This is a genomic window from Neisseria sp. HMSC069H12, assembly GCF_001812735.1.
GTDB classification, from domain to species: Bacteria; Pseudomonadota; Gammaproteobacteria; order Burkholderiales; family Neisseriaceae; genus Neisseria; species Neisseria subflava.
Window position 1 is genome coordinate 1 of record NZ_KV810267.1, and the last position, 19,534, is coordinate 19,534.

20 protein-coding genes are annotated in these 19,534 nt (G+C 51.7%); 5 read left to right on the forward strand and 15 right to left on the reverse strand.

All coding sequences use genetic code 11. The features are described 5' to 3' along the window. Positions 1-131: 131 nt before the first annotated feature. On the reverse strand, positions 132-944 hold the full coding sequence (gene ccsA / locus HMPREF2872_RS04990) for a cytochrome C assembly family protein (RefSeq protein WP_070631668.1): 813 nt from the start codon (positions 942-944) through the stop codon (positions 132-134). A 182-nt stretch (positions 945-1,126) separates the two neighbouring features. Here ccsA and ffh point away from each other — a divergent pair, with 182 nt between their 5' ends. After that, positions 1,127-2,497 (forward strand): signal recognition particle protein, encoded by a 1,371-nt coding sequence (gene ffh, locus HMPREF2872_RS04995; protein WP_070631671.1) that lies wholly within the window; start codon positions 1,127-1,129, stop codon positions 2,495-2,497. Between the two features lie 165 nt (positions 2,498-2,662). On the opposite strand, the gene HMPREF2872_RS05000 is transcribed toward ffh, so the two are convergent. From HMPREF2872_RS05000 to HMPREF2872_RS05055, 12 genes are all read right to left on the reverse strand, one after another. Further along, complete coding sequence (locus HMPREF2872_RS05000; protein ID WP_070631673.1) at positions 2,663-3,358, reverse strand: thiol:disulfide interchange protein DsbA/DsbL; 696 nt, start codon at positions 3,356-3,358, stop codon at positions 2,663-2,665. Between the two features lie 158 nt (positions 3,359-3,516). Further along, positions 3,517-4,047 (reverse strand): alpha/beta hydrolase, encoded by a 531-nt coding sequence (locus HMPREF2872_RS05005; protein ID WP_070631676.1) that lies wholly within the window; start codon positions 4,045-4,047, stop codon positions 3,517-3,519. A gap of 10 nt (positions 4,048-4,057) precedes the next feature. Further along, on the reverse strand, positions 4,058-4,402 hold the full coding sequence (locus HMPREF2872_RS05010) for a hypothetical protein (RefSeq protein ID WP_049330844.1): 345 nt from the start codon (positions 4,400-4,402) through the stop codon (positions 4,058-4,060). Next, positions 4,389-5,168 carry an exodeoxyribonuclease III gene (locus HMPREF2872_RS05015; RefSeq protein ID WP_070631679.1) on the reverse strand — a complete coding sequence of 260 codons (780 nt, stop codon included), beginning with the start codon at positions 5,166-5,168 and terminating at the stop codon, positions 4,389-4,391. The genes HMPREF2872_RS05010 and HMPREF2872_RS05015 overlap by 14 nt, the downstream gene beginning before the upstream one ends. A 44-nt stretch (positions 5,169-5,212) precedes the next feature. After that, positions 5,213-6,526 carry an amino-acid N-acetyltransferase gene (gene argA / locus HMPREF2872_RS05020; RefSeq protein WP_070631682.1) on the reverse strand — a complete coding sequence of 438 codons (1,314 nt, stop codon included), beginning with the start codon at positions 6,524-6,526 and terminating at the stop codon, positions 5,213-5,215. After that, positions 6,523-6,918, reverse strand: coding sequence for an MJ0042-type zinc finger domain-containing protein (locus tag HMPREF2872_RS05025; protein WP_070631685.1), 396 nt, complete (start codon positions 6,916-6,918; stop codon positions 6,523-6,525). Before HMPREF2872_RS05025 ends, argA begins: the two co-directional genes overlap by 4 nt. Before the next feature lie 99 nt (positions 6,919-7,017). Next, complete coding sequence (pyrE, locus tag HMPREF2872_RS05030) at positions 7,018-7,659, reverse strand: orotate phosphoribosyltransferase (RefSeq protein ID WP_070631688.1); 642 nt, start codon at positions 7,657-7,659, stop codon at positions 7,018-7,020. 145 nt (positions 7,660-7,804) lie between these two features. Further along, positions 7,805-8,275, reverse strand: coding sequence for a 23S rRNA (pseudouridine(1915)-N(3))-methyltransferase RlmH (gene rlmH / locus HMPREF2872_RS05035; protein ID WP_070631690.1), 471 nt, complete (start codon positions 8,273-8,275; stop codon positions 7,805-7,807). Positions 8,276-8,437: 162 nt separating this feature from the next. Then, positions 8,438-9,157 (reverse strand): UMP kinase, encoded by a 720-nt coding sequence (gene pyrH, locus HMPREF2872_RS05040; RefSeq protein WP_002243681.1) that lies wholly within the window; start codon positions 9,155-9,157, stop codon positions 8,438-8,440. Between the two features lie 219 nt (positions 9,158-9,376). Continuing rightward, positions 9,377-10,231 carry a translation elongation factor Ts gene (gene tsf, locus HMPREF2872_RS05045; RefSeq protein WP_012779539.1) on the reverse strand — a complete coding sequence of 285 codons (855 nt, stop codon included), beginning with the start codon at positions 10,229-10,231 and terminating at the stop codon, positions 9,377-9,379. 123 nt (positions 10,232-10,354) lie between these two features. Then, on the reverse strand, positions 10,355-11,083 hold the full coding sequence (gene rpsB / locus HMPREF2872_RS05050; RefSeq protein WP_002230071.1) for a 30S ribosomal protein S2: 729 nt from the start codon (positions 11,081-11,083) through the stop codon (positions 10,355-10,357). A 176-nt stretch (positions 11,084-11,259) separates the two neighbouring features. After that, positions 11,260-11,502, reverse strand: a complete 243-nt coding sequence (locus HMPREF2872_RS05055) for a hypothetical protein (RefSeq protein WP_070631694.1) — start codon at positions 11,500-11,502, stop codon at positions 11,260-11,262. Between the two features lie 78 nt (positions 11,503-11,580). On the opposite strand from HMPREF2872_RS05055, the gene HMPREF2872_RS05060 reads away from it, so the two are divergent. Next, positions 11,581-12,171, forward strand: coding sequence for a 5-formyltetrahydrofolate cyclo-ligase (locus HMPREF2872_RS05060; protein ID WP_070631697.1), 591 nt, complete (start codon positions 11,581-11,583; stop codon positions 12,169-12,171). 95 nt (positions 12,172-12,266) lie between these two features. After that, positions 12,267-12,854 (forward strand): GNAT family N-acetyltransferase, encoded by a 588-nt coding sequence (locus HMPREF2872_RS05065; RefSeq protein WP_070631700.1) that lies wholly within the window; start codon positions 12,267-12,269, stop codon positions 12,852-12,854. A gap of 157 nt (positions 12,855-13,011) precedes the next feature. Here the strand turns inward: HMPREF2872_RS05065 and mnmG are convergent, their stop codons facing one another. Both mnmG and amgK read right to left on the reverse strand, forming a co-directional pair. Then, a complete protein-coding gene (gene mnmG / locus HMPREF2872_RS05070; protein WP_070631705.1) occupies positions 13,012-14,907 on the reverse strand; it encodes a tRNA uridine-5-carboxymethylaminomethyl(34) synthesis enzyme MnmG in 1,896 nt (631 codons plus the stop codon). 84 nt (positions 14,908-14,991) lie between these two features. After that, on the reverse strand, positions 14,992-15,996 hold the full coding sequence (amgK, locus tag HMPREF2872_RS05075) for an N-acetylmuramate/N-acetylglucosamine kinase AmgK (RefSeq protein ID WP_049329275.1): 1,005 nt from the start codon (positions 15,994-15,996) through the stop codon (positions 14,992-14,994). A 69-nt stretch (positions 15,997-16,065) separates the two neighbouring features. Here amgK and HMPREF2872_RS05080 point away from each other — a divergent pair, with 69 nt between their 5' ends. Both HMPREF2872_RS05080 and HMPREF2872_RS05085 read left to right on the forward strand, forming a co-directional pair. Continuing rightward, complete coding sequence (locus tag HMPREF2872_RS05080; protein WP_349267083.1) at positions 16,066-18,465, forward strand: LPS-assembly protein LptD; 2,400 nt, start codon at positions 16,066-16,068, stop codon at positions 18,463-18,465. Further along, positions 18,462-19,451, forward strand: a complete 990-nt coding sequence (locus HMPREF2872_RS05085; RefSeq protein WP_070631712.1) for a peptidylprolyl isomerase — start codon at positions 18,462-18,464, stop codon at positions 19,449-19,451. The genes HMPREF2872_RS05080 and HMPREF2872_RS05085 overlap by 4 nt, the downstream gene beginning before the upstream one ends. Positions 19,452-19,534: the final 83 nt, after the last annotated feature.

Below are 19,534 nucleotides of genomic sequence, written 5' to 3' on the forward strand. Positions count from 1 at the left end.
ATGTTTTAAAAGGGTTTTTATTTTATAAAAAATACTATCAACCTTCCTACACTATCCATACATACAAAAAAAATACAAAACAAAGGCCGTCTGAAATGCTCTTTCAGACGGCCTTTTTTTATGGTTTCTATTTATCCAATACGTTGAAGGACAATTTCTAGGACAAATTTACTGCCCACATAGGCAAAAATCAGACTAACAAATCCGACAATAGTCCAAACGGCAGCTTTTTTGCCGCGCCATGCGGTCATGCTGTGTTTCAGCAATAATGCACCATAAATCAGCCACGACATAATACTGAAGATGGTTTTATGCGTGAAGGTCATCGGCTTGCCGAAAATGGTTTCTGCAAAAAACGTACCGCTGATAACGGAATAGGTCAATAAAACGAATCCTGCCCACATACCTTGGAACATCAGTTTTTCCAAACTCAATAATGGCGGTAAGAAGCTGACCAATGCAGAAAAACGGCGTTTGTGCAGATTGCGGTCGAGCAAAAGGATTAGGATGGCAAATAAGGTAACGATGCCAAATAATCCGTATGCGAGCAATGATGATGCGATGTGCGACAGCGGCAATAAGTCTACGATTTGACGGCCTGAAAAATCACCCGGGAAAAGGAAACACAACAATAAGGTCAATGCGGCACAGGGATACAATAAGAGTTGCACCCCGCGCAGACAGTAAAAGAAGCTGCCCAGGCAGTACATCATCAACATCAGCCAAACTATCAGACTGAGCGAATAACCAAAACCGGTAATCAATACCCTATCCTGCAATACCGGGAACATCAATGCTGCACCATGTACCAATAATGCGCCGCTCAAAATCAGCAACTCGGTTTTCAGCGGGTAAGACTTATTATTGTGCTTTTTATGTTGCACCCAGGAAAATGCGCCCAATCCGGCATACACCAGCATAAGGCAGATTAAGACAATCGGCATAAATATCTTTCTCAATAGACGTGTGAACACTAGATGGGCAGCCGGCAGGGTTTCAGACGGCCTTGCTGTGCGTATTTGTGTTCTTGAAGCATAACTTCGGACTATCGTGTAAAATAATCCGAATTTTATTTTAACAAAGAATGCCCTGTATTGGGCAGCTATTCTCATTATCAAGGATAAGTATGTTAGACAACCTGACCAACCGCTTCAGCAAGGTACTTAAAAATATTCGCGGCCAATCAACGCTGACCGAAGACAATATCAAAGAAGCCTTGCGCGAGGTTCGTCTTGCCCTGCTGGAAGCCGACGTTGCATTGCCCGTCGTTAAAGAATTCGTCAATACAGTCAAAGAACAGGCCCTTGGCCAAGAAGTCGTCGGCAGCCTGACGCCTGACCAAGCCTTTATTGGTGTGGTCAACCAAGCCTTAGTCGAATTGATGGGCAAGGAAAACAAAACGCTGGATTTATCGGTTTCACCGCCTGCCATCGTTTTGATGGCCGGTTTGCAGGGTGCCGGTAAGACAACAACCGTCGGCAAACTCGCCCGCCTGCTGAAAAACGATCAGAAGAAAAAAGTCTTGGTGGTATCTACCGACGTTTACCGCCCTGCCGCGATTGAACAGCTGCGCCTGTTGGCCGAACAGGTAGGCGTGGACTTTTTCCCATCTGATACCAACCAAAAACCGGTTGAGATTGCAACTGCCGCCGTCGATTACGCCAAAAAACATTTTTACGATGTCTTGATGGTCGATACCGCCGGCCGCCTGGCAATCGATGAAGAGATGATGAATGAAATCAAAGCGCTTCATGCAGCGGTCAACCCGGTTGAAACTTTGTTCGTTATTGATGCCATGTTGGGTCAGGATGCAGTGAATACCGCTCAGGCATTTAATGAAGCCCTGCCGCTGACCGGTGTCGTATTGACCAAGATGGACGGCGACTCGCGCGGCGGTGCGGCATTGTCCGTGCGTCATGTAACCGGCAAACCGATTAAATTTATCGGCGTCGGCGAAAAAATCAACGGCCTTGAACCTTTCCACCCCGACCGTCTTGCCAGCCGTATCCTCGGCATGGGCGACGTATTGACCCTGATTGAAGACGTTCAAAAAGGTATTGATGAAGAAGCCGCCGCCAAAATGGCGAAAAAGCTGCAAAAAGGCAAAGGCTTCGACCTCAACGACTTTAAAGAACAAATCCAGCAGATGCGCAATATGGGCGGCTTGGAAAACCTGATGTCGAAAATGCCGGGCGAACTGGGCCAAATATCGAAACAAATCCCCGAAGGCACGGCTGAAAAAGCGATGGGCAAAGTGGAAGCCATCATCAACTCAATGACTCCAAAAGAACGCGCCAACCCTGCCCTGCTCAAAGCCAGCCGCAAACGCCGTATTGCAATGGGTGCGGGCACAACCGTGCAGGAAGTGAATAAATTGCTCAAACAGTTTGAACAAATGCAACAAATGATGAAGATGTTCAGCGGCAACGGTTTGGGCAAACTGATGCGTTTGGCCAAAGGCATGAAGGGAATGAAAGGCATGTTCCCAGGTTTGTAAGCTAATTTGACAGAAAACGCCGTCTGAAATTTCAGACGGCGTTTTTGTTTTGTATTCTGATTAAAACCATGAGGCTTTAAACAACCATTTCTTTCTATAACGTCTAATATAAAAGGCCACCTGAAATCCTATTTTCAGACGGCCTTTGCTTATTCAACCTTCAACTTATTGCGACTTTTTCTGCTCTTCGCGTACTTTGTCCACCAACTGGTCAATCGTGGTCATGCCGGACTGCCAGTCTTTAAATTCGACTTGGTATTTGCCGCCGACGATAACGGTCGGTGTGCCGCTGATTTGGAATTTATTGGTCAATTCTTCCATTTGAGCCGCACGTGCTTGGCTTTCGGGTGCTTCAAATGCAGCCAATACTTTTTTGCCGTCAAATGCAGTTTGCTCGGACAACCATTTTTTCAGGGTATCGGTATCGGCCAAGTTGATTTTTTGGTTAACCATCGCATCGAAAATATGGCTGTTGGCTTTATCTGATTCACCGGCCATTTCCACTGCGGCCGCCAAACGTGCCAAAGGTTTCATTTCATCACCCCACACGACATGCTCCCGGCGCATATAGGTATCGTCTTTAAACGTTTTGATGTGCTCGCTCAAGACCGGCTCAAGATGGGCGCAATGCGGGCAGAAGTAGCCGAAGAATTCCAATACTTCGATTTTGCCGGCCTGCTGTTGCGGAATCGGATTGGACAATACGGTGTAATTGACACCTTCGGTCAATGCGGCAGGGGCTGCCGGAGCGGATGCGCTGCTTTGGGCGCTGTCTGCCGGAACGCTGGTTTCAGCCTGTTTGCCGCAAGCGGCCAATGCCAACAGGGTCAATGAAGTCAAAGCTAAGGTTTTCAGTTTCATAGGTATCTCTTGTGTGTCAGATTAATGTGCGGATTTTATGGCATTTTACTGAGAATATATATGATTCGGAATGAAAAAGTGTGTTTAATTTTGCTTCTTCAGTTATTAAAGGCCGTCTGAACTTTCAAACGGCCTCAGTTTTTCAACGTAATTCATGATTAATGCAACAGCATTTCCTGCATCAGCTTCATGCCCCATTGCCAGCCGCCGAGTGCGCCGTTTAACTGGCCGGAATGCGGCGATTGAAGCAGACGAGCATGCCAGCGATCGGCCTGTTCTTGCGCCCAATCGCGTGGCGTGCCGTCTGTTTCGGCGATAACCAGCGCTGTACGGCAAGGGCAGCGGACACGTTGGAACGTATGGATTTCGTCTTCGGGAAAAGCTTCTGGATGCGGCGAGACCAAAATAATATTAGTCAGGCGTTTTTGCGTCATGATGTCGGCTTGGTACAGCCATGCTAAAAATGCGGATACGCCGGCACCATGAGCCACGACGGCAATATTTCTGCTCACAACATGGTCGAAGGCTGCCTGAATGGCGTGTTGCCATTCGGAAATGGTTTGCCGACTATCAGCTTCGGCAGTTTGAACAATCGGATAGCTGATCGCCCAGCGGTCTATCCACATTTCCGCTTCATCCGCATCGCGTATCAGAAACAGTGCCATTTCTTCGAGTTCGAAGCTCTGCATTTCAGACGGCCTATTTGAGCAAGTCGTTAAGTGTAAATGCAATCAGCAATGCGGCTGGCACGCTGAGGATGGCACAAGTCGCCAGACAAAGTACGATGTTGGCAATCAGCCGCCAGCCCTTCCAAGCAAAGCATTTGGCCGCAATTAGCAGGCAAGGCAGGGAAAACAGCAGCCATACCAACGCCCAAGTCGGATTGGCCTTGGTCGGCGCAACCCAGCCGGACATCCGCGCCAGCATAAACACCGCCCACACCAGCATAGGCAATACAAATGCCGCTACGACCCATGCCGCGCCTACGCCGGTTTTGCCGTTTATATTCCAATCATATTTACCAAAAACCTTATTCGGCAACATAGTCATACTCCACAACTAAAGGGGCGTGATCCGAGAATTTTTCGTCTTTATAAACATGTGCGGAAACGGCTTTGGCGGCCAACTCCGGCGTAACCATCTGATAATCGATACGCCACCCGACATCTTTCGCATACGCTTGTCCGCGGTTGCTCCACCAGGTATAGCCCGGCACATCGGGATAAAGTGTGCGCCACATATCCGTCCAACCGAGCTTGTGGATGACTTTGCCTATCCATTCGCGTTCTTCAGGCAAGAAGCCCGAATTCTTCTGATTACCCTTCCAGTTTTTCAAGTCGATGTTTTGGTGGGCAATATTCCAGTCGCCGCAGACGACAATGTCACGTCCTTCGTTTTTCATGGCTTCGAGCATGGGATAGAACGCGTCCAAAAAGCGGTATTTCACTTGTTGGCGCTCTTCCGCGCTGCTGCCGCTGGGCAGATACAGCGAAATCACCGACAACTTGCCGAAATCGCAACGGACAAAACGGCCTTCCCTGTCAAATTCTTCAATGCCCATGCCGATTTGCACATTGTCGGGTTTGCGTTTGCTGTACACCGCCACGCCGCTGTAACCGCGCTTTTCGGCGCAATGCCAGTAGCCGTGCATACCGTGCGGATTTTTCATATCGTCTGACAGATCAGCCTCTTGAGCTTTCAGTTCCTGCACGCAGACGATGTCGGCACCGGAAGTGGCGATGTATTCATAAAAACCTTTTTTATAGGCGGAGCGGATGCCGTTGACGTTGGCAGAGATAATTTTCAACATAAGATTTGAGTGATTTTTAAAAACGGATAATAGGATTGAGGTTTTCAGACGGCCTGCAAGTCATAAACAAATACTTTGGAATTGCGGCCGTTGGCATTGTATACCTGCCGGCGTTCGGCAGGCAGGTCATCGGCTGAGGCCGTCTGAAAGCCCCGTTCGACAAACCATTCGCCCGTGTGCGTGGATAAGGCGAAAAGCGTTTTGATATTTAAGGCGCGTGCTTTTTGAAACAGATGTTCCAACAGCAATTCGCCGTAGCCGCCATCGCGCGCTTCGGGCGATACCACCAGACAGGCCAATTCGCCGCAGTCCGGTTCGGAAAAGGTTTTCAACGCCACGCAGCCGTAAATGTTTTGATCGTGTTCCAATACGGAAAAACTAGAAATATGGTTTTCCAAATACTCGCGGCTGCGGTGTAACAAGATGCCTTGTTCCGCCAGCGGACGGATTAAGGCGATGATGTGCGGAATGTCGTCGCTGCGTGCCTGACGGATGGAAACAAACGGCTCGCGCGCAATAGATGTACCGCTGCCCTCGCGGGTAAACAGCTCGCGCAACAGGCTGCCGTCTTCACGGCCGTTGAGAATCTGCACCCGCGATACGCCGTTTTCCAACGCGCCTACCGCCGCATGCAACAAATCGGCCGGCGCATCGGGATTGTCGTGTATCAGCTCCTGCACTTCGCCGACAGACAAAGTATTGGCCAACGAGCCGTCGGCGCGGCGGATACCGGCTTCTTCGGTCAAGAAAACCAGTTTCTCCGCCTGCAAAGCCATGGCCACTTCCTGAGCGGTTTCGCACATACTCAGGTTGAAGGTTTTGCCGCTGTACGAATGTCCCAAAGGACTGATCAGCACCACCGCGCCGCCATCCAAACGCAAACGGATTTCTTCCGCGTCGATTTTGCGGACGGTACCGGTATAGCCCATGTCCACGCCGTCGATAACGCCCAACGGACGGGCGGTAATAAAGTTGCCACACGCGATAACCGGCGGCTTGCTCCGTTGCGGTGCGGATACGCTGCTGAACAAGGCGGCTTCCACATCGCTGCGGATAATCCCCGCCACCTGCTTCACTTCCATCAAAGTCGCTTCATCGGTAATCCGTCGGCTACCGCTGTATTTCGGAACAAAATTCCGACCCGAAGCCAATTTGTCGAGCAAATGCCGCGAACCGTGTACCAAGACCAAACGCAAACCCAAGCTGGCCAACAGATTTAAATCTGCGGCCAAACGAATCAAGGTTTCGCCTTCCAACAGGCTGTCGGTCACGCCGACCACCATGGTTTTGCCGCGCAAATATTGGATATAGGGCGCGGCCTCACGAAAGCTGGCGACAAAATGGGCGATGGCACTCATAGCAAGGCAAGATAAAAGAGTTGCATAATCAAAACCGTCAGCGCAATCAGCGATGCCAAAGTCCAGTTGAAACCGTCCTTGCGCGTTTTGACCGCCGCCGGCTCTTCCACCTTAGACTCTTCCTTGAGCGCGCTGTTGAGCAAATCGGAAATTTCTTTGCGCGAGAATTTGGAATGCTTGAGAATTTGCGCACCGATGTTATGCACGAGGCGCACATCCGTTACCGCCACAGGCAGATGGGCCGGATCGGCCGGCAGGTTGCCCGACAGATAATCCTTGGCCTTAAACATCCCCGAACAACGCGTGCAGACCACGAAACCCTGCGCCACGTTCAACTGGGCATCTTTCACCCAATGCGGTGTTTTACAATGAGGACAAGAACAAGCAGGCATGAGTATTTTCCGTAAGTGTATTGAATCAAAAATATATTTTAGCCAATGTTTCAGACCGTCTGAAAACTGTTTCAGACGACCTGAGCATGATGTTATGGTTTAAACCGCGCCGTAACGTTCGCGATAAGCTTTGACTGGCTCGAAAAAGCCGCCAAATTCGGCATTGTTTTGCAAGAGCGTGAACAAGTCGTTCAAGTTGGCAATCGAAACCACCGGCAGGCCGTATTGTTTTTCGACTTCCTGCACCGCCGACAATTCGCCCGTGCCTTTTTCCATACGGTCGAGCGCAATAGCCACTGCGGCAGGCGTTGCGCCTTCGGCCTCAATCAGTTTGACCGACTCGCGCACGGATGTACCGGCGGAAATCACATCATCGATAATCAGCACGCGGCCTTTCAAAGGCACGCCCACCAACACACCGCCTTCGCCGTGGTCTTTGGCTTCTTTGCGATTGTAGGCAAACGGTACGTTTACGCCTTTTTCCGCCAACATCATCGCTGTTGCCGCCGCCAAAATAATACCTTTATAGGCTGGGCCGAACAGCATATCGAACTTCACGCCGCTGGCAATAATGGCCTCGGCGTAAAACTTCGCCAGTTGCAAAGTCGATGCGCCGTCATTAAACAAACCGGCATTGAAAAAATAAGGCGACTGACGGCCGGCCTTAGTCGTAAATTCGCCGAATTTCAATACGTTTTGTGCCAAAGCGAATTTGAGGAAGTCTTGACGGAAATCGGACATTTGGGTTCTCCCGAAAGATGTTGATTTATCAAAGAAACGATTATAAAGGATTCATGCGGAAAAATCAGGCCGTCTGAAAACAGGTTCAACCCTGCTTTTAACCGACAAGGCGTCATTGCCGTCTTATCTCGGCAATCAAAACGGATTATTCCCGATGATACGGATGGTTGTGCAAAATCGAAACGGCGCGATAAAGCTGCTCGGTCAATAAAACGCGCACCATGCCGTGCGGCAAGGTCAGGCTGGAAAGGCGCATCATCATGTTTGCCTGCTGTTTCAAACGGTCAGTCATGCCGTCTGCGCCGCCGATAATAAAGCAGACGTGTTCGCCGTTTTGCTGCCAGCCTTTCAAATGTTGTGCCAATTCGACCGAAGTCGGCGCTTTGCCGCGCTCATCCAATACCACCAAAAACGCGCCCTGCGGTATGGCTTCCAACAGGCGTTTTTCTTCAGCCGCCATACCCTGAGCCGCATTCACACTCGCGCCGCGTTTCTCTGGCTTGATTTCTTTCAGCGCATAATTGACATCGCGCCCGAAGCGTTTGGCATACTCGCCGACGGCTTCATCCACCCAACGCGGCATTTTCGTCCCGACAGCCAAGACGGTGATATTCATGGAGTATCCTTTTGTTATCGAATTGTCGGTTGGAAATTATGGTCAAGCAAGCCTTTAACCTGTTCCAACCATGGGAAACTGCCCACGCAACCGACTGAAAATAAAAGGCCGTCTGAAAGCCGAATGTATCCCTTTCGGCTGTTTCAGACGGCCTTTCAATGATTAGCAGTGAACCAGTGTACCTTCGTTTTCGCCGGTTACTACGCGCTTGAGCGAGCCTTCTTTAGCAATGCCGAATACCACGATATTGAGTTTACGTTCGCGGCAGAGGGCGAAAGCGGTGGCATCCATCACTTTAAGGTTTTTCAACAAGGCTTCGTCAAAAGTAATGGTTTCGTAGCGTGTTGCAGATGGGTCTTTTTTCGGGTCTGCGGTGTACACGCCGTCAACGTTGGTCGCTTTGAGCATCACGTCGCAGTTCATTTCCGCACCGCGCAATGCGGCGGCAGTGTCGGTCGTGAAGAACGGATTACCGGTACCGGCGGCGAAAATCACGACTTTGCCTTCTTCCAAATATTGAATGGCTTTAGGACGGGCGTAAGTTTCAGCGATTTGCTGCATGGAAAGTGCGGATTGTACGCGCGCTTTGATGCCCAAAGTTTCAAATGCGTCTTTAAGTGCCAACGCGTTCATTACAGTTGCCATCATGCCCATGTAGTCGGCAGTGGCGCGGTCCATGCTGCCTGCTTGTGCAGATACGCCGCGGAAAATGTTACCTCCGCCGACAACGATACCGACTTGCACGCCCATTTTAACGACTTCGGCAATTTCGCCGACAGTTTGAACGATGGTATCGTGATTGATGCCGAACGGATCGGAACCCATCAGGGATTCACCGGAGAGTTTCAGTAATACGCGTTTGTATTTGATTTGCTGTGTCATGGGATACCTTGCTTTCTTGAATGTCGTCGGTCGAAGTTTGGGCCGTCTGAATTTTCAAACGGTCGGATTACAATGATATGGCGTGTTGTTCTATTATTGTTTTGGTTTTCAGACAGCCTGAATATTCGGCCGTCTTAAAATAGGTACCGTAAACGGTTTTCTCAAAAAAAAGCACCCTGATTCGTTTGGAATCTAGGTGCTTTCTTTTTCATAAGTGCCTTACACTTTAGCAGCGGCAGCAACTTCGGCTGCGTAGTCAACAACGGCTTTCTCGATACCGTCGCCTACTTTGTAGCGTACGAAGCTAACCACTTCAGTGCCGTTTTCTTTAGCAAATTGGGCAACAGTTTGGTCAGGGTTCATCACGAATGCTTGGCCGTTCAGAGTGATTTCAGCCAAGAATTTGCGGATACGGCCTTCAACCATTTTAGCGGCGATGTCGGCAGGTTTGCCGGAAGCGATAGCTTGCTCGGTGTAGATGTGGCGTTCTTTTTCAACAGTTTCAGCATCTACTTCGGCTTCGCTTACGCATTGTGGTTTAGCGGCAACGATGTGCATACCGATTTTACGCGCTACGTCTTCAGAGCCTTTGAACTCAACCAATACGCCTTCGGTAGCCAAAGCACCGTGGATGTAGGCAACCAGTTGGTTGGCAGTGTCGATCACTTGGAAGCGGCGAACAGACATGTTCTCGCCCAATTTAGCGATGATGGCTTTGCGTTCTGCTTCAACCAATTCGCTCAGTTCTTCAACAGAAGCCGGTTTTTTCTCGGCAGCAGTTTTAGCAACGAAGTTGGCAAATTCTACGAAGCCGGCGTCTTTAGCAACGAAGTCGGTTTCGCAGTTTACTTCAACCAATGCGCCGACATTGCCGTTGATCGCGTAAGCCAATACGCCTTCGGCAGCAGTACGGCCAGCCAGTTTACCGGCTTTCGCACCAGATTTAATACGCAGGATTTCTTCGGCTTTGTCGAAGTTGCCTTCAGCTTCAACCAAGGCTTTTTTGCATTCCATCATGCCCAGGCCGGTAGCGGCGCGCAGGTCGGCAACCATTTTTGCAGTAATTTCTGCCATTTTGAATCTCCTAGATTTTTGGGAACACGGCGATTGCCGTGTTTGGAAATAGTGGCCGTCTGAAACGGATTTCAGAACGGGATTTGAGAAAAGGGGCATAACGCCCCTCTTCTGTGTACCGGATTACTCGGCAGCAGCTTCTTGGGCAGCGGCTACAGTTTCTTGCAGCGCTTGGTTTTTGCCTTCCAAAACTGCGTCAGCGATGCCGCGGCAGTACAGGCGGATAGCTTTAGCGGAGTCATCGTTACCAGGGATAACGTATTTCACGCCGTCAGGGCTGTTGTTGGTATCGACTACGGCGATAACAGGGATGCCCAGTTTTTCAGCTTCAACCAGAGTACCTTTTTGGTAGCCGGTATCGATAACGAAAATCGCGTCAGGCAGGCCTTTCATGTTTTTGATACCACCCAAAGAACGTTCCAGTTTTTCAACGTCGCGTTGCATTTCCAAAATTTCTTTTTTGTTGAAACCGCCTTCGGCAGCGTTTTCCAGGGCAGCAGTTTTTTCTTCCAGGCGTTTGATGGATTGCTTAACGGTTTTGTAGTTAGTCAGCATACCACCCAACCAGCGGTAATCAACGAAAGGCATACCGGCACGGGTAGCTTCTTCGCGGATGATGTCGCGGGCTTGGCGTTTGGTACCTACAAACAATACTGTACCTTTGTTGGCAACCAGACGACGTACGGCTTCTTGCGCCTCTTGGAACATCGGCAGGGTTTTTTCCAAGTTTACGATATGGATTTTGTTGCGCGCACCGAAAATGTATTGAGCCATTTTCGGGTTCCAGAAACGGGTTTGGTGACCGAAGTGAACACCGGCTTCAATCATCTGACGCATAGTAATTTGAGACATGTTATTTCCTTGAAAGGGTTAAAGAGCACACATTCAATCGCATAGAACTTGATAGGCCAGGCCTATTGTCAAGCACCCTTCGGCGAAAGTGGGCATAAGTTTTAAAAATAAAAGAGTGTTTCCGAAATGGAAAACTGACGGATTATAGCGGATAAGAGGCCGTCTGAAAAGGGATTTTATACCTTTCCGTCCTGTTTTTCATCCGTCTGTACCGCCTTTTGTTGGGCCGCCTCAAACTCCGCCTGCTCCTGCCGTTTCATCAGGCGGTTGCGGCGGCGGATGGTCACGACGAAGACCGTGAACACAGTGGGCAACACTGCCCAAAAAACCAAATAAATCAATGCGCGCGCAATACTCGGCTGCGCGGCGGAAAACATCACGGCAACAAAAAGATAGCCGATGGCGACAATGTGCCACATTGTGTGCGTCCTGTTTGAATGTTAACAAAATCGTTATAATCGCAACATTCTACCGCAATCCTGAAAGGCCGTCTGAAAATGAGGAATCCCGACAAATCGGCACTACGCAAACAGTTCCGCCGCGCACGCGCCCAAATGAGCGCCGACGAGCGAAACGCCGCCACCAAAACCATCAACCGCCTGCTCAAACCCTACATCAAAAAAGGACGGAAAATCGGCGTGTATTGGCCGATAGGCAAGGAATTGCGTTTGGACGGCTTTATCCGTGCCGCACAAAAACGCGGCGCAAAACTCTACCTGCCCTATATCGAACCGAACACGCGACGGATGTGGTTCACCCCCTACCCTGCCGACGGCACCAAACAAGAACGCAAACGCGGCCGCGCCAAATTAAGCGTCCCCCAATTTACCGGCAAAAAAATCCGCGTCCACCAACTCAGCCTGCTACTCGTCCCCATCGTCGGCATCGACAAACGCGGCTACCGCCTCGGACAAGCCGGCGGCTATTACGACGCTACCCTCTCCGCCATGAAATACCGCCTGCAAACCCAAACCCTGGGCGTAGGCTTTGGCTGCCAACTGACCGACACACTGCCGACCGAACCCCACGACCTGCCGCTGGACGGGTTTGTATCGGAGTCGGGCGTGCTGATGTTCAAACATCATTAATCAATAGCTTTCAGACGACCTCAGAGATGCCGTCCGTTAAGACACTATAAAAGGTCGTCTGAAAACTCAAACCATCAAATACAAAGGAAACCCCCATGACTGATTTCTCATCCACTCCCGTTTTATCCTTCGACCGCGTCCGTCTCGAACCTTTAACAACGGCACACGAAGCCGGTTTGCGCGAAGCAGTTTGCGACGGCGAAGTTTGGAAGCTGAACGTAACCACCGCGCCCGAACCCCACCAAGTAGCTGACTATATCCGCACCGCCATACAAACCCGCCTCGCCTTTGCCGTCATCGACGAAGACACGGGAAAAATTGTCGGCTCGACTTCGCTTTACCACATCGACCCCGCCATCCCACGCCTCTACATCGGTTTCACATGGTATGCCCTGTCGGCACAGCGCACGCACATCAATACCGCCTGCAAAATCATGTTGCTCGACTACGTCTTCAACACTTTAAACTGCCGCTGCGCCTGCTGGCAGACCGACAACCTCAACACCGTCTCCCAACGCGCCATCGAACGCTTGGGCGCACACCAAGACGGCATCTTGCGCTGCCACAAGCTGCGGAAAGACGGTAGCGTGCGCGATACGGTCGAATACAGCCTGCTGCGTGAGGAATGGCCGCAGGCAAGGGCAAAACTGCTCGAAAAAGCGGTAGCTTATGACGCATCCTGAAAAAACGTTTTCTTCTTCATTTTTTCATCAAAACACGCCCATATTGCTGACAATCCGAACTCTTTAAAAAATTAATGAAATAAGGTACAACACCGTCAATCCCCTGATAAATAAAGGCCGTCTGAAAGTTTCAGACGGCCTTTATTCGGATTAAACCTTACTTGGCATCTTTAAATCCACGTTTTAAATGCACCATCAGCAATGCGACGGCGGCAGGCGTTACGCCGGAAATACGGCTGGCTTGGCCGACGGTTTCGGGTTTGTGCTGGTTGAGCTTTTGCTGCACTTCGGCGGACAAACCTTTGACTTTGCTGTAATCGATATCCTCGGGCAGCTTTAGGGTTTCGATGTCGCGGCGGCTGTCAATTTCTTCGTTTTGGCGGTCGATATAGCCTTGGTATTTGACTTGGATTTCGACTTGTTCGACCACGCTGTCGGCAAGTTCGGTTTCAGGTTGTGCGTCGGGTAGGGTCATCAGCGCGGCGTAGTCGAGGTTCGGGCGGCGCAGGAGGTCGTGCAGGCTGGCTTCGCGGCTGAGTTTTTGCCCGAACACGCGGATTTGTTCGTCTTCGGCGAGTTTTTGCGGCGTGTACCATGTTGCTTTCAAACGTTGGATTTCGCGTTCGATGGCTTCGCGTTTTTCGTTGAACATGCGCCATTGCTCTTCACCCACCAAGCCGATTTTGTAGCCGTCTTCGGTCAGGCGCATGTCGGCGTTGTCTTCCCTGAGTTGCAGACGGTATTCGGCGCGGCTGGTGAACATGCGGTAGGGTTCGTTCACGCCTTTGGTGATGAGGTCGTCCACCAATACGCCGAGATAGGCTTGTTCGCGGCGCAGCAGGAGCGGGTCTTGTTCGCGGATGTATTGCACGGCATTTGCGCCTGCGAGCAGACCTTGCGCGGCGGCTTCTTCATAGCCGGTCGTGCCGTTGATTTGTCCGGCAAAGAAGAGGCCTTGGATGGTTTTGGTTTCGAGGCTGGCTTTGAGGTTGCGCGGATCGAAATAGTCGTATTCGATGGCGTAGCCGGGGCGCAGGATATGGGCGTTTTCCAAACCTTTCATGCTGCGCACGAGGGCGATTTGGATGTCAAACGGTAGGCTGGTGGAGATGCCGTTGGGGTAGTATTCGTGCGTGGTCAGGCCTTCGGGTTCGAGGAAAATCTGGTGGCTGTCTTTGTCGGCGAAGCGGTTGATTTTGTCTTCGATAGACGGGCAGTAGCGCGGACCTACGCCTTCGATTTTGCCGGTAAACATCGGGCTGCGGTCGAAGCCTGAGCGGATGATGTCGTGGGTTTGCGTGTTGGTATGCGTAATCCAGCAGGATACTTGGCGCGGGTGCATATCGGCGTTGCCGCGTACGGACATTACGGGAACGGGTGTGTCGCCGGGCTGTTCGGTCAGTTGGGAGAAGTCAATCGTGCGTCCGTCAATACGCGGCGGCGTGCCGGTTTTCAGACGGCCTTGCGGCAGGTTCAATTCGCGCAAACGGCCGCCCAAGGATTTGGCGGCTGGGTCGCCGGCGCGGCCGCCTTCATAGTTTTCCAAACCGATATGGATTTTGCCGGACAAAAACGTGCCTGCGGTCAACACGACGGCGCGTGCTTTAAACTCCACGCCCATCGCGGTGATTACGCCGCTGATGCGGTCGCCGTCGAGCGTTATGTCTTCGACGGCTTGTTGGAAAAGGTCGAGGTTTTCTTGGTTTTCCAACATTTCGCGGATGGCGGCTTTATATAGGATACGGTCGGCCTGCGCACGCGTGGCACGCACTGCCGCGCCTTTGCTGGCGTTCAAGCGGCGGAACTGAATACCGGATTTGTCGGTAGCCAACGCCATTGCGCCGCCCAATGCGTCGAGTTCGCGCACGAGGTGGCCTTTGCCGATACCGCCGATGGAGGGGTTGCACGACATTTGGCCGAGGGTTTCGATGTTGTGTGAGAGCAGCAGGGTTTGCGCACCCATGCGTGCGGCGGCAAGCGCGGCTTCGGTACCGGCATGGCCGCCACCGACGACAATCACGTCGTAGGTTTTGGGGTAAATCATGTAAGTCATGTTTGTGTGTTCTGTAAAGGTTTCAGACGGCCTTTTGTTGATCAGGCCGTCTGAAAAATGGAATCAAATCTTAAAAAACCAAGCTTAAAAGGTATAGCCTGTTTCCAATTCGTCATCGCCGACCAATTCGACCAGCAACGCATACAGCGGCGCCAAATCGTTGTAACGGCGGGATACGCGGCGCAAGTAGTTCAGGAAGCGCGGGATTTCAGGGCGGTATTTGTCTTTGCCGTCGCGGTAGTACAGGCGGGCAAAAATGCCGGCCACTTTCAAATGGCGTTGTACGCCCATCCATTCAAACCAGCGGTAGAACTCGTCAAACTCGGCAGGCACAGGCAGTTGGGCGGCGCGTGCTTTTTCCCAGTAACGGATGACCAAATCCAACACAAATTCTTCTTCCCATTCGATAAACGCATCGCGCAGTAGCGACACCAAATCATAGGAAATCGGGCCGTAAAGCGCGTCTTGGAAGTCCAACACGCCCGGACGACCTTTTGCCAGCATCAGATTGCGGACGATAAAGTCGCGGTGGACATACACTTTAGGCTGCGCCAACAAGGGCGGCAACAGCGTATCGACGGTTTGCTGCCACAACTGGCGTTGCTTGAAGGTCAGCTCGCGGCCCAATTCTTTGGCCACAAACCATTCGGGGAACAAGTTAATCTCGCGCAGCATGACTTCGCGGTCGTATTCCGGCAGTTTGCCGGGTTGGCTGGCTTTTTGCAGTTCGATCAATTCGTCGATGGCTTCAAGCAGCAGGGCTTTGTGGGCGGTTTCACTGTTTTCCTGATTCATGGCGGCCAGGAATGTGGTATTGCCCAAATCGTTCAACACCATAAAGCCCAACGCTTCATCCACATGAAGCACTTGCGGCACATTGACCATGTTAAACAGTTTTTGCACTTTCAAATACGGCGCAACACTCATCTTCTCAGGAGGCGCATCCATACAGATAACGGTCTGGCCGTCTGAAAACGTCGCGCGGAAATAGCGGCGGAAGTCGGCATCGGCTGCCGCAAAGCTCAATTCGAACGGCTGGTTCGGGTAAACAGACTCCAGCCAGTTTTGTAATTCGGTTTGTCGTTGCATAGCGGTATCGCAGAATTTCAGGTTACAATAACCGCTATTCTAACTGGCAAACCGATTTAAGGGGCGATTTTGGCTCGTTTATTTTCACTCAAACCCTTGGTACTCGCCTTAATTATGGGCTTTGGCGCAACAGCCGTGCGCGCGGAAGATGCTTCTGTTCCGCAGGCGGAAGACTATACCCCTGCCCACACCGCCACATCCAAACCGGCACAAACCAGCCAAAGCGAAGCCGATCCGCTTTCTTTGGGCAGCACGTGCCTGTTTTGCGACCATGAAGATGCCAAGCCGGTCGAAACCGCCGAAATCAAACGCAGCGGCGAGCCTGCCCTGCCTGCCGATTACACCCGCGTCAACGCCGATAAAATAGAAGGTCAGACCCAAGTCGGCGTCCGTGCTGAAGGCGACGTCATCGTTGAGCGCAATGCCGATGTTCTCAATTCCGATTGGGCGCAATACGACCAAGCCACCGATACCGTTACCGCCGGCGACCGCTTTACCCTGTATCAAAACGGTTCGACCGTATCCGGCGACCAATTGGTTTACAACCTCAAAGACCAAACCGGTTCCGGCACCGCCGTGCGCCTCAATACCGAACAAGGCGGACGCCGCCTTCAAAGTGTCAGCGAAAAAGCCGAACTCAAAGGCAAAGGCCTCTACAAACTCATCAATACCAAATTCAACACCTGTTCGCCCGGCGATGCCAGCTGGTATATCCAAGCGCAAAGCATTGAGGCCGATGAATCGACTGGTATCGGCGTGGCCAAACACGCTTCGCTCGTATTCGGCGGCGTATCCGTCCTCTACACGCCTTGGGCGGACTTCCCCATCAATGGCAACCGCAAAAGCGGCCTGCTCGTTCCGACCATTGCCACAGGTTCAGACGGCCTTGAGCTGAGCCTGCCCTACTACTTCAACCTTGCGCCGAATTTGGATGCCACCATCCGCCCGGGCATTATCAGCAAACGCGGCGTGCAACTGGGCGGCCAAGTCCGTTATCTGCAACCGAATTACAGCGGCGAAGTCGATGGCGACTGGATGCCCAACGACCAAAAAAGCGTCCACAACAACCGCTACCAGTTTAAATGGAAACACCAGCAGCAGCTGAACAGCAAAATCAGCGGCGGCATCAACTACAACCAAGTTTCCGACGATGATTACTACCGCGACTTCTACGGCCGCGAAGACATTGCGCGCAACGTCAACCTCGACCGCCAGGCATGGCTCAATTACAGCGACAAACTGTTGGGCGGTAGCTTCGACGGCTCGTTGCACGTACAAAAATATCAAACGCTGGCCAACCAAGACGGTTATAAAGACGAGCCTTATGCCATCATGCCCCGTCTGACCGGCCGTTGGCAAAGCCATATCGGCAAGGCGCAACTCAACGTATTAGGCCAATTCACCTACTTTGACCACGACACCAAGCAAGACGGCAGCCGCGTGGTACTCTATCCGAGCGTCAAATGGGATTTCCACAACCAATGGGGCTACATCCGACCTAAAGTCGGCGTACACGCCACTTATTACAGCCTCAACAGCTTCAATGGTCAAAGCGGCCGCAATGTCAGCCGCGTCCTGCCGATTATCAACGTCGACAGCGGCCTGACTTTCGAGCGCAGGGCCCGGCTCTTCGGAGGAGAATACCTGCAAACGCTTGAACCACGCCTGTTTTACAACTACATTCCGACCAAGTCCCAAAACGACCTGCCTAATTTCGACAGCTCCGAAAACAGCTTTACCTATTCGCAGCTGTTCCGCGAAAACCTGTATTCAGGCAACGACCGCATCAATTCGGCCAACAGCCTGACGCTGGCCACACAAAGCCGTATCCTCAACCCCAATACCGGTGCGGAACTCTTCCGTGCAGGTATCGGCCAGAAGTTTTATTTCAAAAAAGACAACGTCCTGCCTGACGGCAACGTCAGCAATTATCCGCGCAGCCAATCCGACTGGGTAGCCTTTGCACACGGCAATCTTACTCCGAGCACACGCATTGATTTGGACATCCACTACAACCAAAACCTAAGCCGTGCCGAAAGCTACGCCGCAGGGATTACCTACAACCCCGAACCCGGCAAAGTCTTAAGCGCGCGCTACAAATACGGACGCAACGAACGCATCTATCTGCAAGCCAACGGCAACTATTTCTACGACAGGCTCAGCCAAGTCGACCTTGCCGCCCAATGGCCGTTGAGTAAAAACCTGTACGCCGTTGCCCGTTACAATTACGAAATCGAAGCCAAAAAACCGCTGGAAATGCTCATCGGTGCAGAATACAAAAGCAACTGCGGCTGCTGGAGCGCAAGCTTGGTCGGCCAACGCTATGTTACCGGCGAAAACAGCCACAAAAACGCCGTATTCTTCAACCTCCAACTCAAAGACTTGAGCAATATCGGCAACAACCCATTCGAAAAACTCCGCTTAGCCATCCCCGGTTACAGCAAAACCAACGAGGTAGTCAAACAATGAACTTCAAACCCCTGATTCTCGTCGCCGCACTCACTCTCGCAGCAGGCGCACACGCTGCTCCTAAAGCAAAAGCGACCAAAGCGCGTGCCAACAAAACTCCAGTCGTCAGCGCCACCACCATGCCAGCCGTACAAGGCGGCGTACATCTTTCAGACGGCATTGCCGCGGTTGTCGACAACGAAGTCATTACCCACCGCCAAGTAGCACAAGCCGTAGCGCAAGCGCGTCAAACCATGCCTAAAGGCACACAAATGGACGACAACGAGCTGCGCCAACAAGTTTTGGCACAAATGATCAATCAATCCCTGATCCTCCAAGCAGGCAAACGCCGCAACATCCAAGCGACCGATAGCGAGATCGAAGCCGTTATCGCACATAACCCCAACATCAAAAACCCGTCTGCCGCCGTCCGTCAAGACATCGCCGACAGCATTATTGTTGAAAAAGTGCGCCAACAGGCCATCATGCAAAACAGCCGCGTCAGCGACTCCGAAGTGGCACGTTACATCGAGCAGGCCAAACAACAAGGCGTAACCTTGCCTGAAGCAGACCCTGTACGCCAATACCATGCCCAACACATCCTCATTAAAGCCGACAACGACAATGCCGCCGTCGGCGCAGAAAGCACCATCCGCAAAATCTACTCACAAGCCCGCAGCGGCGCAGATTTCGGCGGTTTGGCACGCCAATACTCGCAAGACAGCAGCGCCGGTAATGGCGGCGATTTGGGCTGGTTTGCCGACGGCATGATGGTTGCCCCATTTGAAGAAGCCGTCCACAAACTCAAACCCGGCCAAATCAGCGCCCCTGTCCGCACCCAATTCGGCTGGCACATCATCAAGCTGAACGACGTCCGCGAAGCAGGTACGCCTGAAGAGCGCCAACAAAACGCCATCCGCCAATACCTGTCCCAACAAAAAGCACAACAGGCGACCACCAACCTCCTGCGCGAACTGCACAGCAGCTCATACGTTGACGTACGCTAATCGCGCGTATTGTTAAAAAGGCAGAAATCCGTACAATAAGGCCGTCTGAAATCCATTGTTCAGACGGCCTTTTCTCCTTTTCC

Excerpts from the sequence above, each read along its gene's own strand:
- ccsA (WP_070631668.1), bottom strand. The coding sequence starts at position 944 with ATGCCGATTGTCTTAATCTGCCTTATGCTGGTGTATGCCGGATTGGGC.
- ffh (WP_070631671.1), top strand. The coding sequence starts at position 1,127 with ATGTTAGACAACCTGACCAACCGCTTCAGCAAGGTACTTAAAAATATT.
- HMPREF2872_RS05000 (WP_070631673.1), bottom strand. The coding sequence starts at position 3,358 with ATGAAACTGAAAACCTTAGCTTTGACTTCATTGACCCTGTTGGCATTG.
- HMPREF2872_RS05005 (WP_070631676.1), bottom strand. The coding sequence starts at position 4,047 with ATGCAGAGCTTCGAACTCGAAGAAATGGCACTGTTTCTGATACGCGAT.
- HMPREF2872_RS05010 (WP_049330844.1), bottom strand. The coding sequence starts at position 4,402 with ATGTTGCCGAATAAGGTTTTTGGTAAATATGATTGGAATATAAACGGC.
- HMPREF2872_RS05015 (WP_070631679.1), bottom strand. The coding sequence starts at position 5,168 with ATGTTGAAAATTATCTCTGCCAACGTCAACGGCATCCGCTCCGCCTAT.
- argA (WP_070631682.1), bottom strand. The coding sequence starts at position 6,526 with ATGAGTGCCATCGCCCATTTTGTCGCCAGCTTTCGTGAGGCCGCGCCC.
- HMPREF2872_RS05025 (WP_070631685.1), bottom strand. The coding sequence starts at position 6,918 with ATGCCTGCTTGTTCTTGTCCTCATTGTAAAACACCGCATTGGGTGAAA.
- pyrE (WP_070631688.1), bottom strand. The coding sequence starts at position 7,659 with ATGTCCGATTTCCGTCAAGACTTCCTCAAATTCGCTTTGGCACAAAAC.
- rlmH (WP_070631690.1), bottom strand. The coding sequence starts at position 8,275 with ATGAATATCACCGTCTTGGCTGTCGGGACGAAAATGCCGCGTTGGGTG.
- pyrH (WP_002243681.1), bottom strand. The coding sequence starts at position 9,157 with ATGACACAGCAAATCAAATACAAACGCGTATTACTGAAACTCTCCGGT.
- tsf (WP_012779539.1), bottom strand. The coding sequence starts at position 10,231 with ATGGCAGAAATTACTGCAAAAATGGTTGCCGACCTGCGCGCCGCTACC.
- rpsB (WP_002230071.1), bottom strand. The coding sequence starts at position 11,083 with ATGTCTCAAATTACTATGCGTCAGATGATTGAAGCCGGTGTTCACTTC.
- HMPREF2872_RS05055 (WP_070631694.1), bottom strand. The coding sequence starts at position 11,502 with ATGTGGCACATTGTCGCCATCGGCTATCTTTTTGTTGCCGTGATGTTT.
- HMPREF2872_RS05060 (WP_070631697.1), top strand. The coding sequence starts at position 11,581 with ATGAGGAATCCCGACAAATCGGCACTACGCAAACAGTTCCGCCGCGCA.
- HMPREF2872_RS05065 (WP_070631700.1), top strand. The coding sequence starts at position 12,267 with ATGACTGATTTCTCATCCACTCCCGTTTTATCCTTCGACCGCGTCCGT.
- mnmG (WP_070631705.1), bottom strand. The coding sequence starts at position 14,907 with ATGACTTACATGATTTACCCCAAAACCTACGACGTGATTGTCGTCGGT.
- amgK (WP_049329275.1), bottom strand. The coding sequence starts at position 15,996 with ATGCAACGACAAACCGAATTACAAAACTGGCTGGAGTCTGTTTACCCG.
- HMPREF2872_RS05085 (WP_070631712.1), top strand. The coding sequence starts at position 18,462 with ATGAACTTCAAACCCCTGATTCTCGTCGCCGCACTCACTCTCGCAGCA.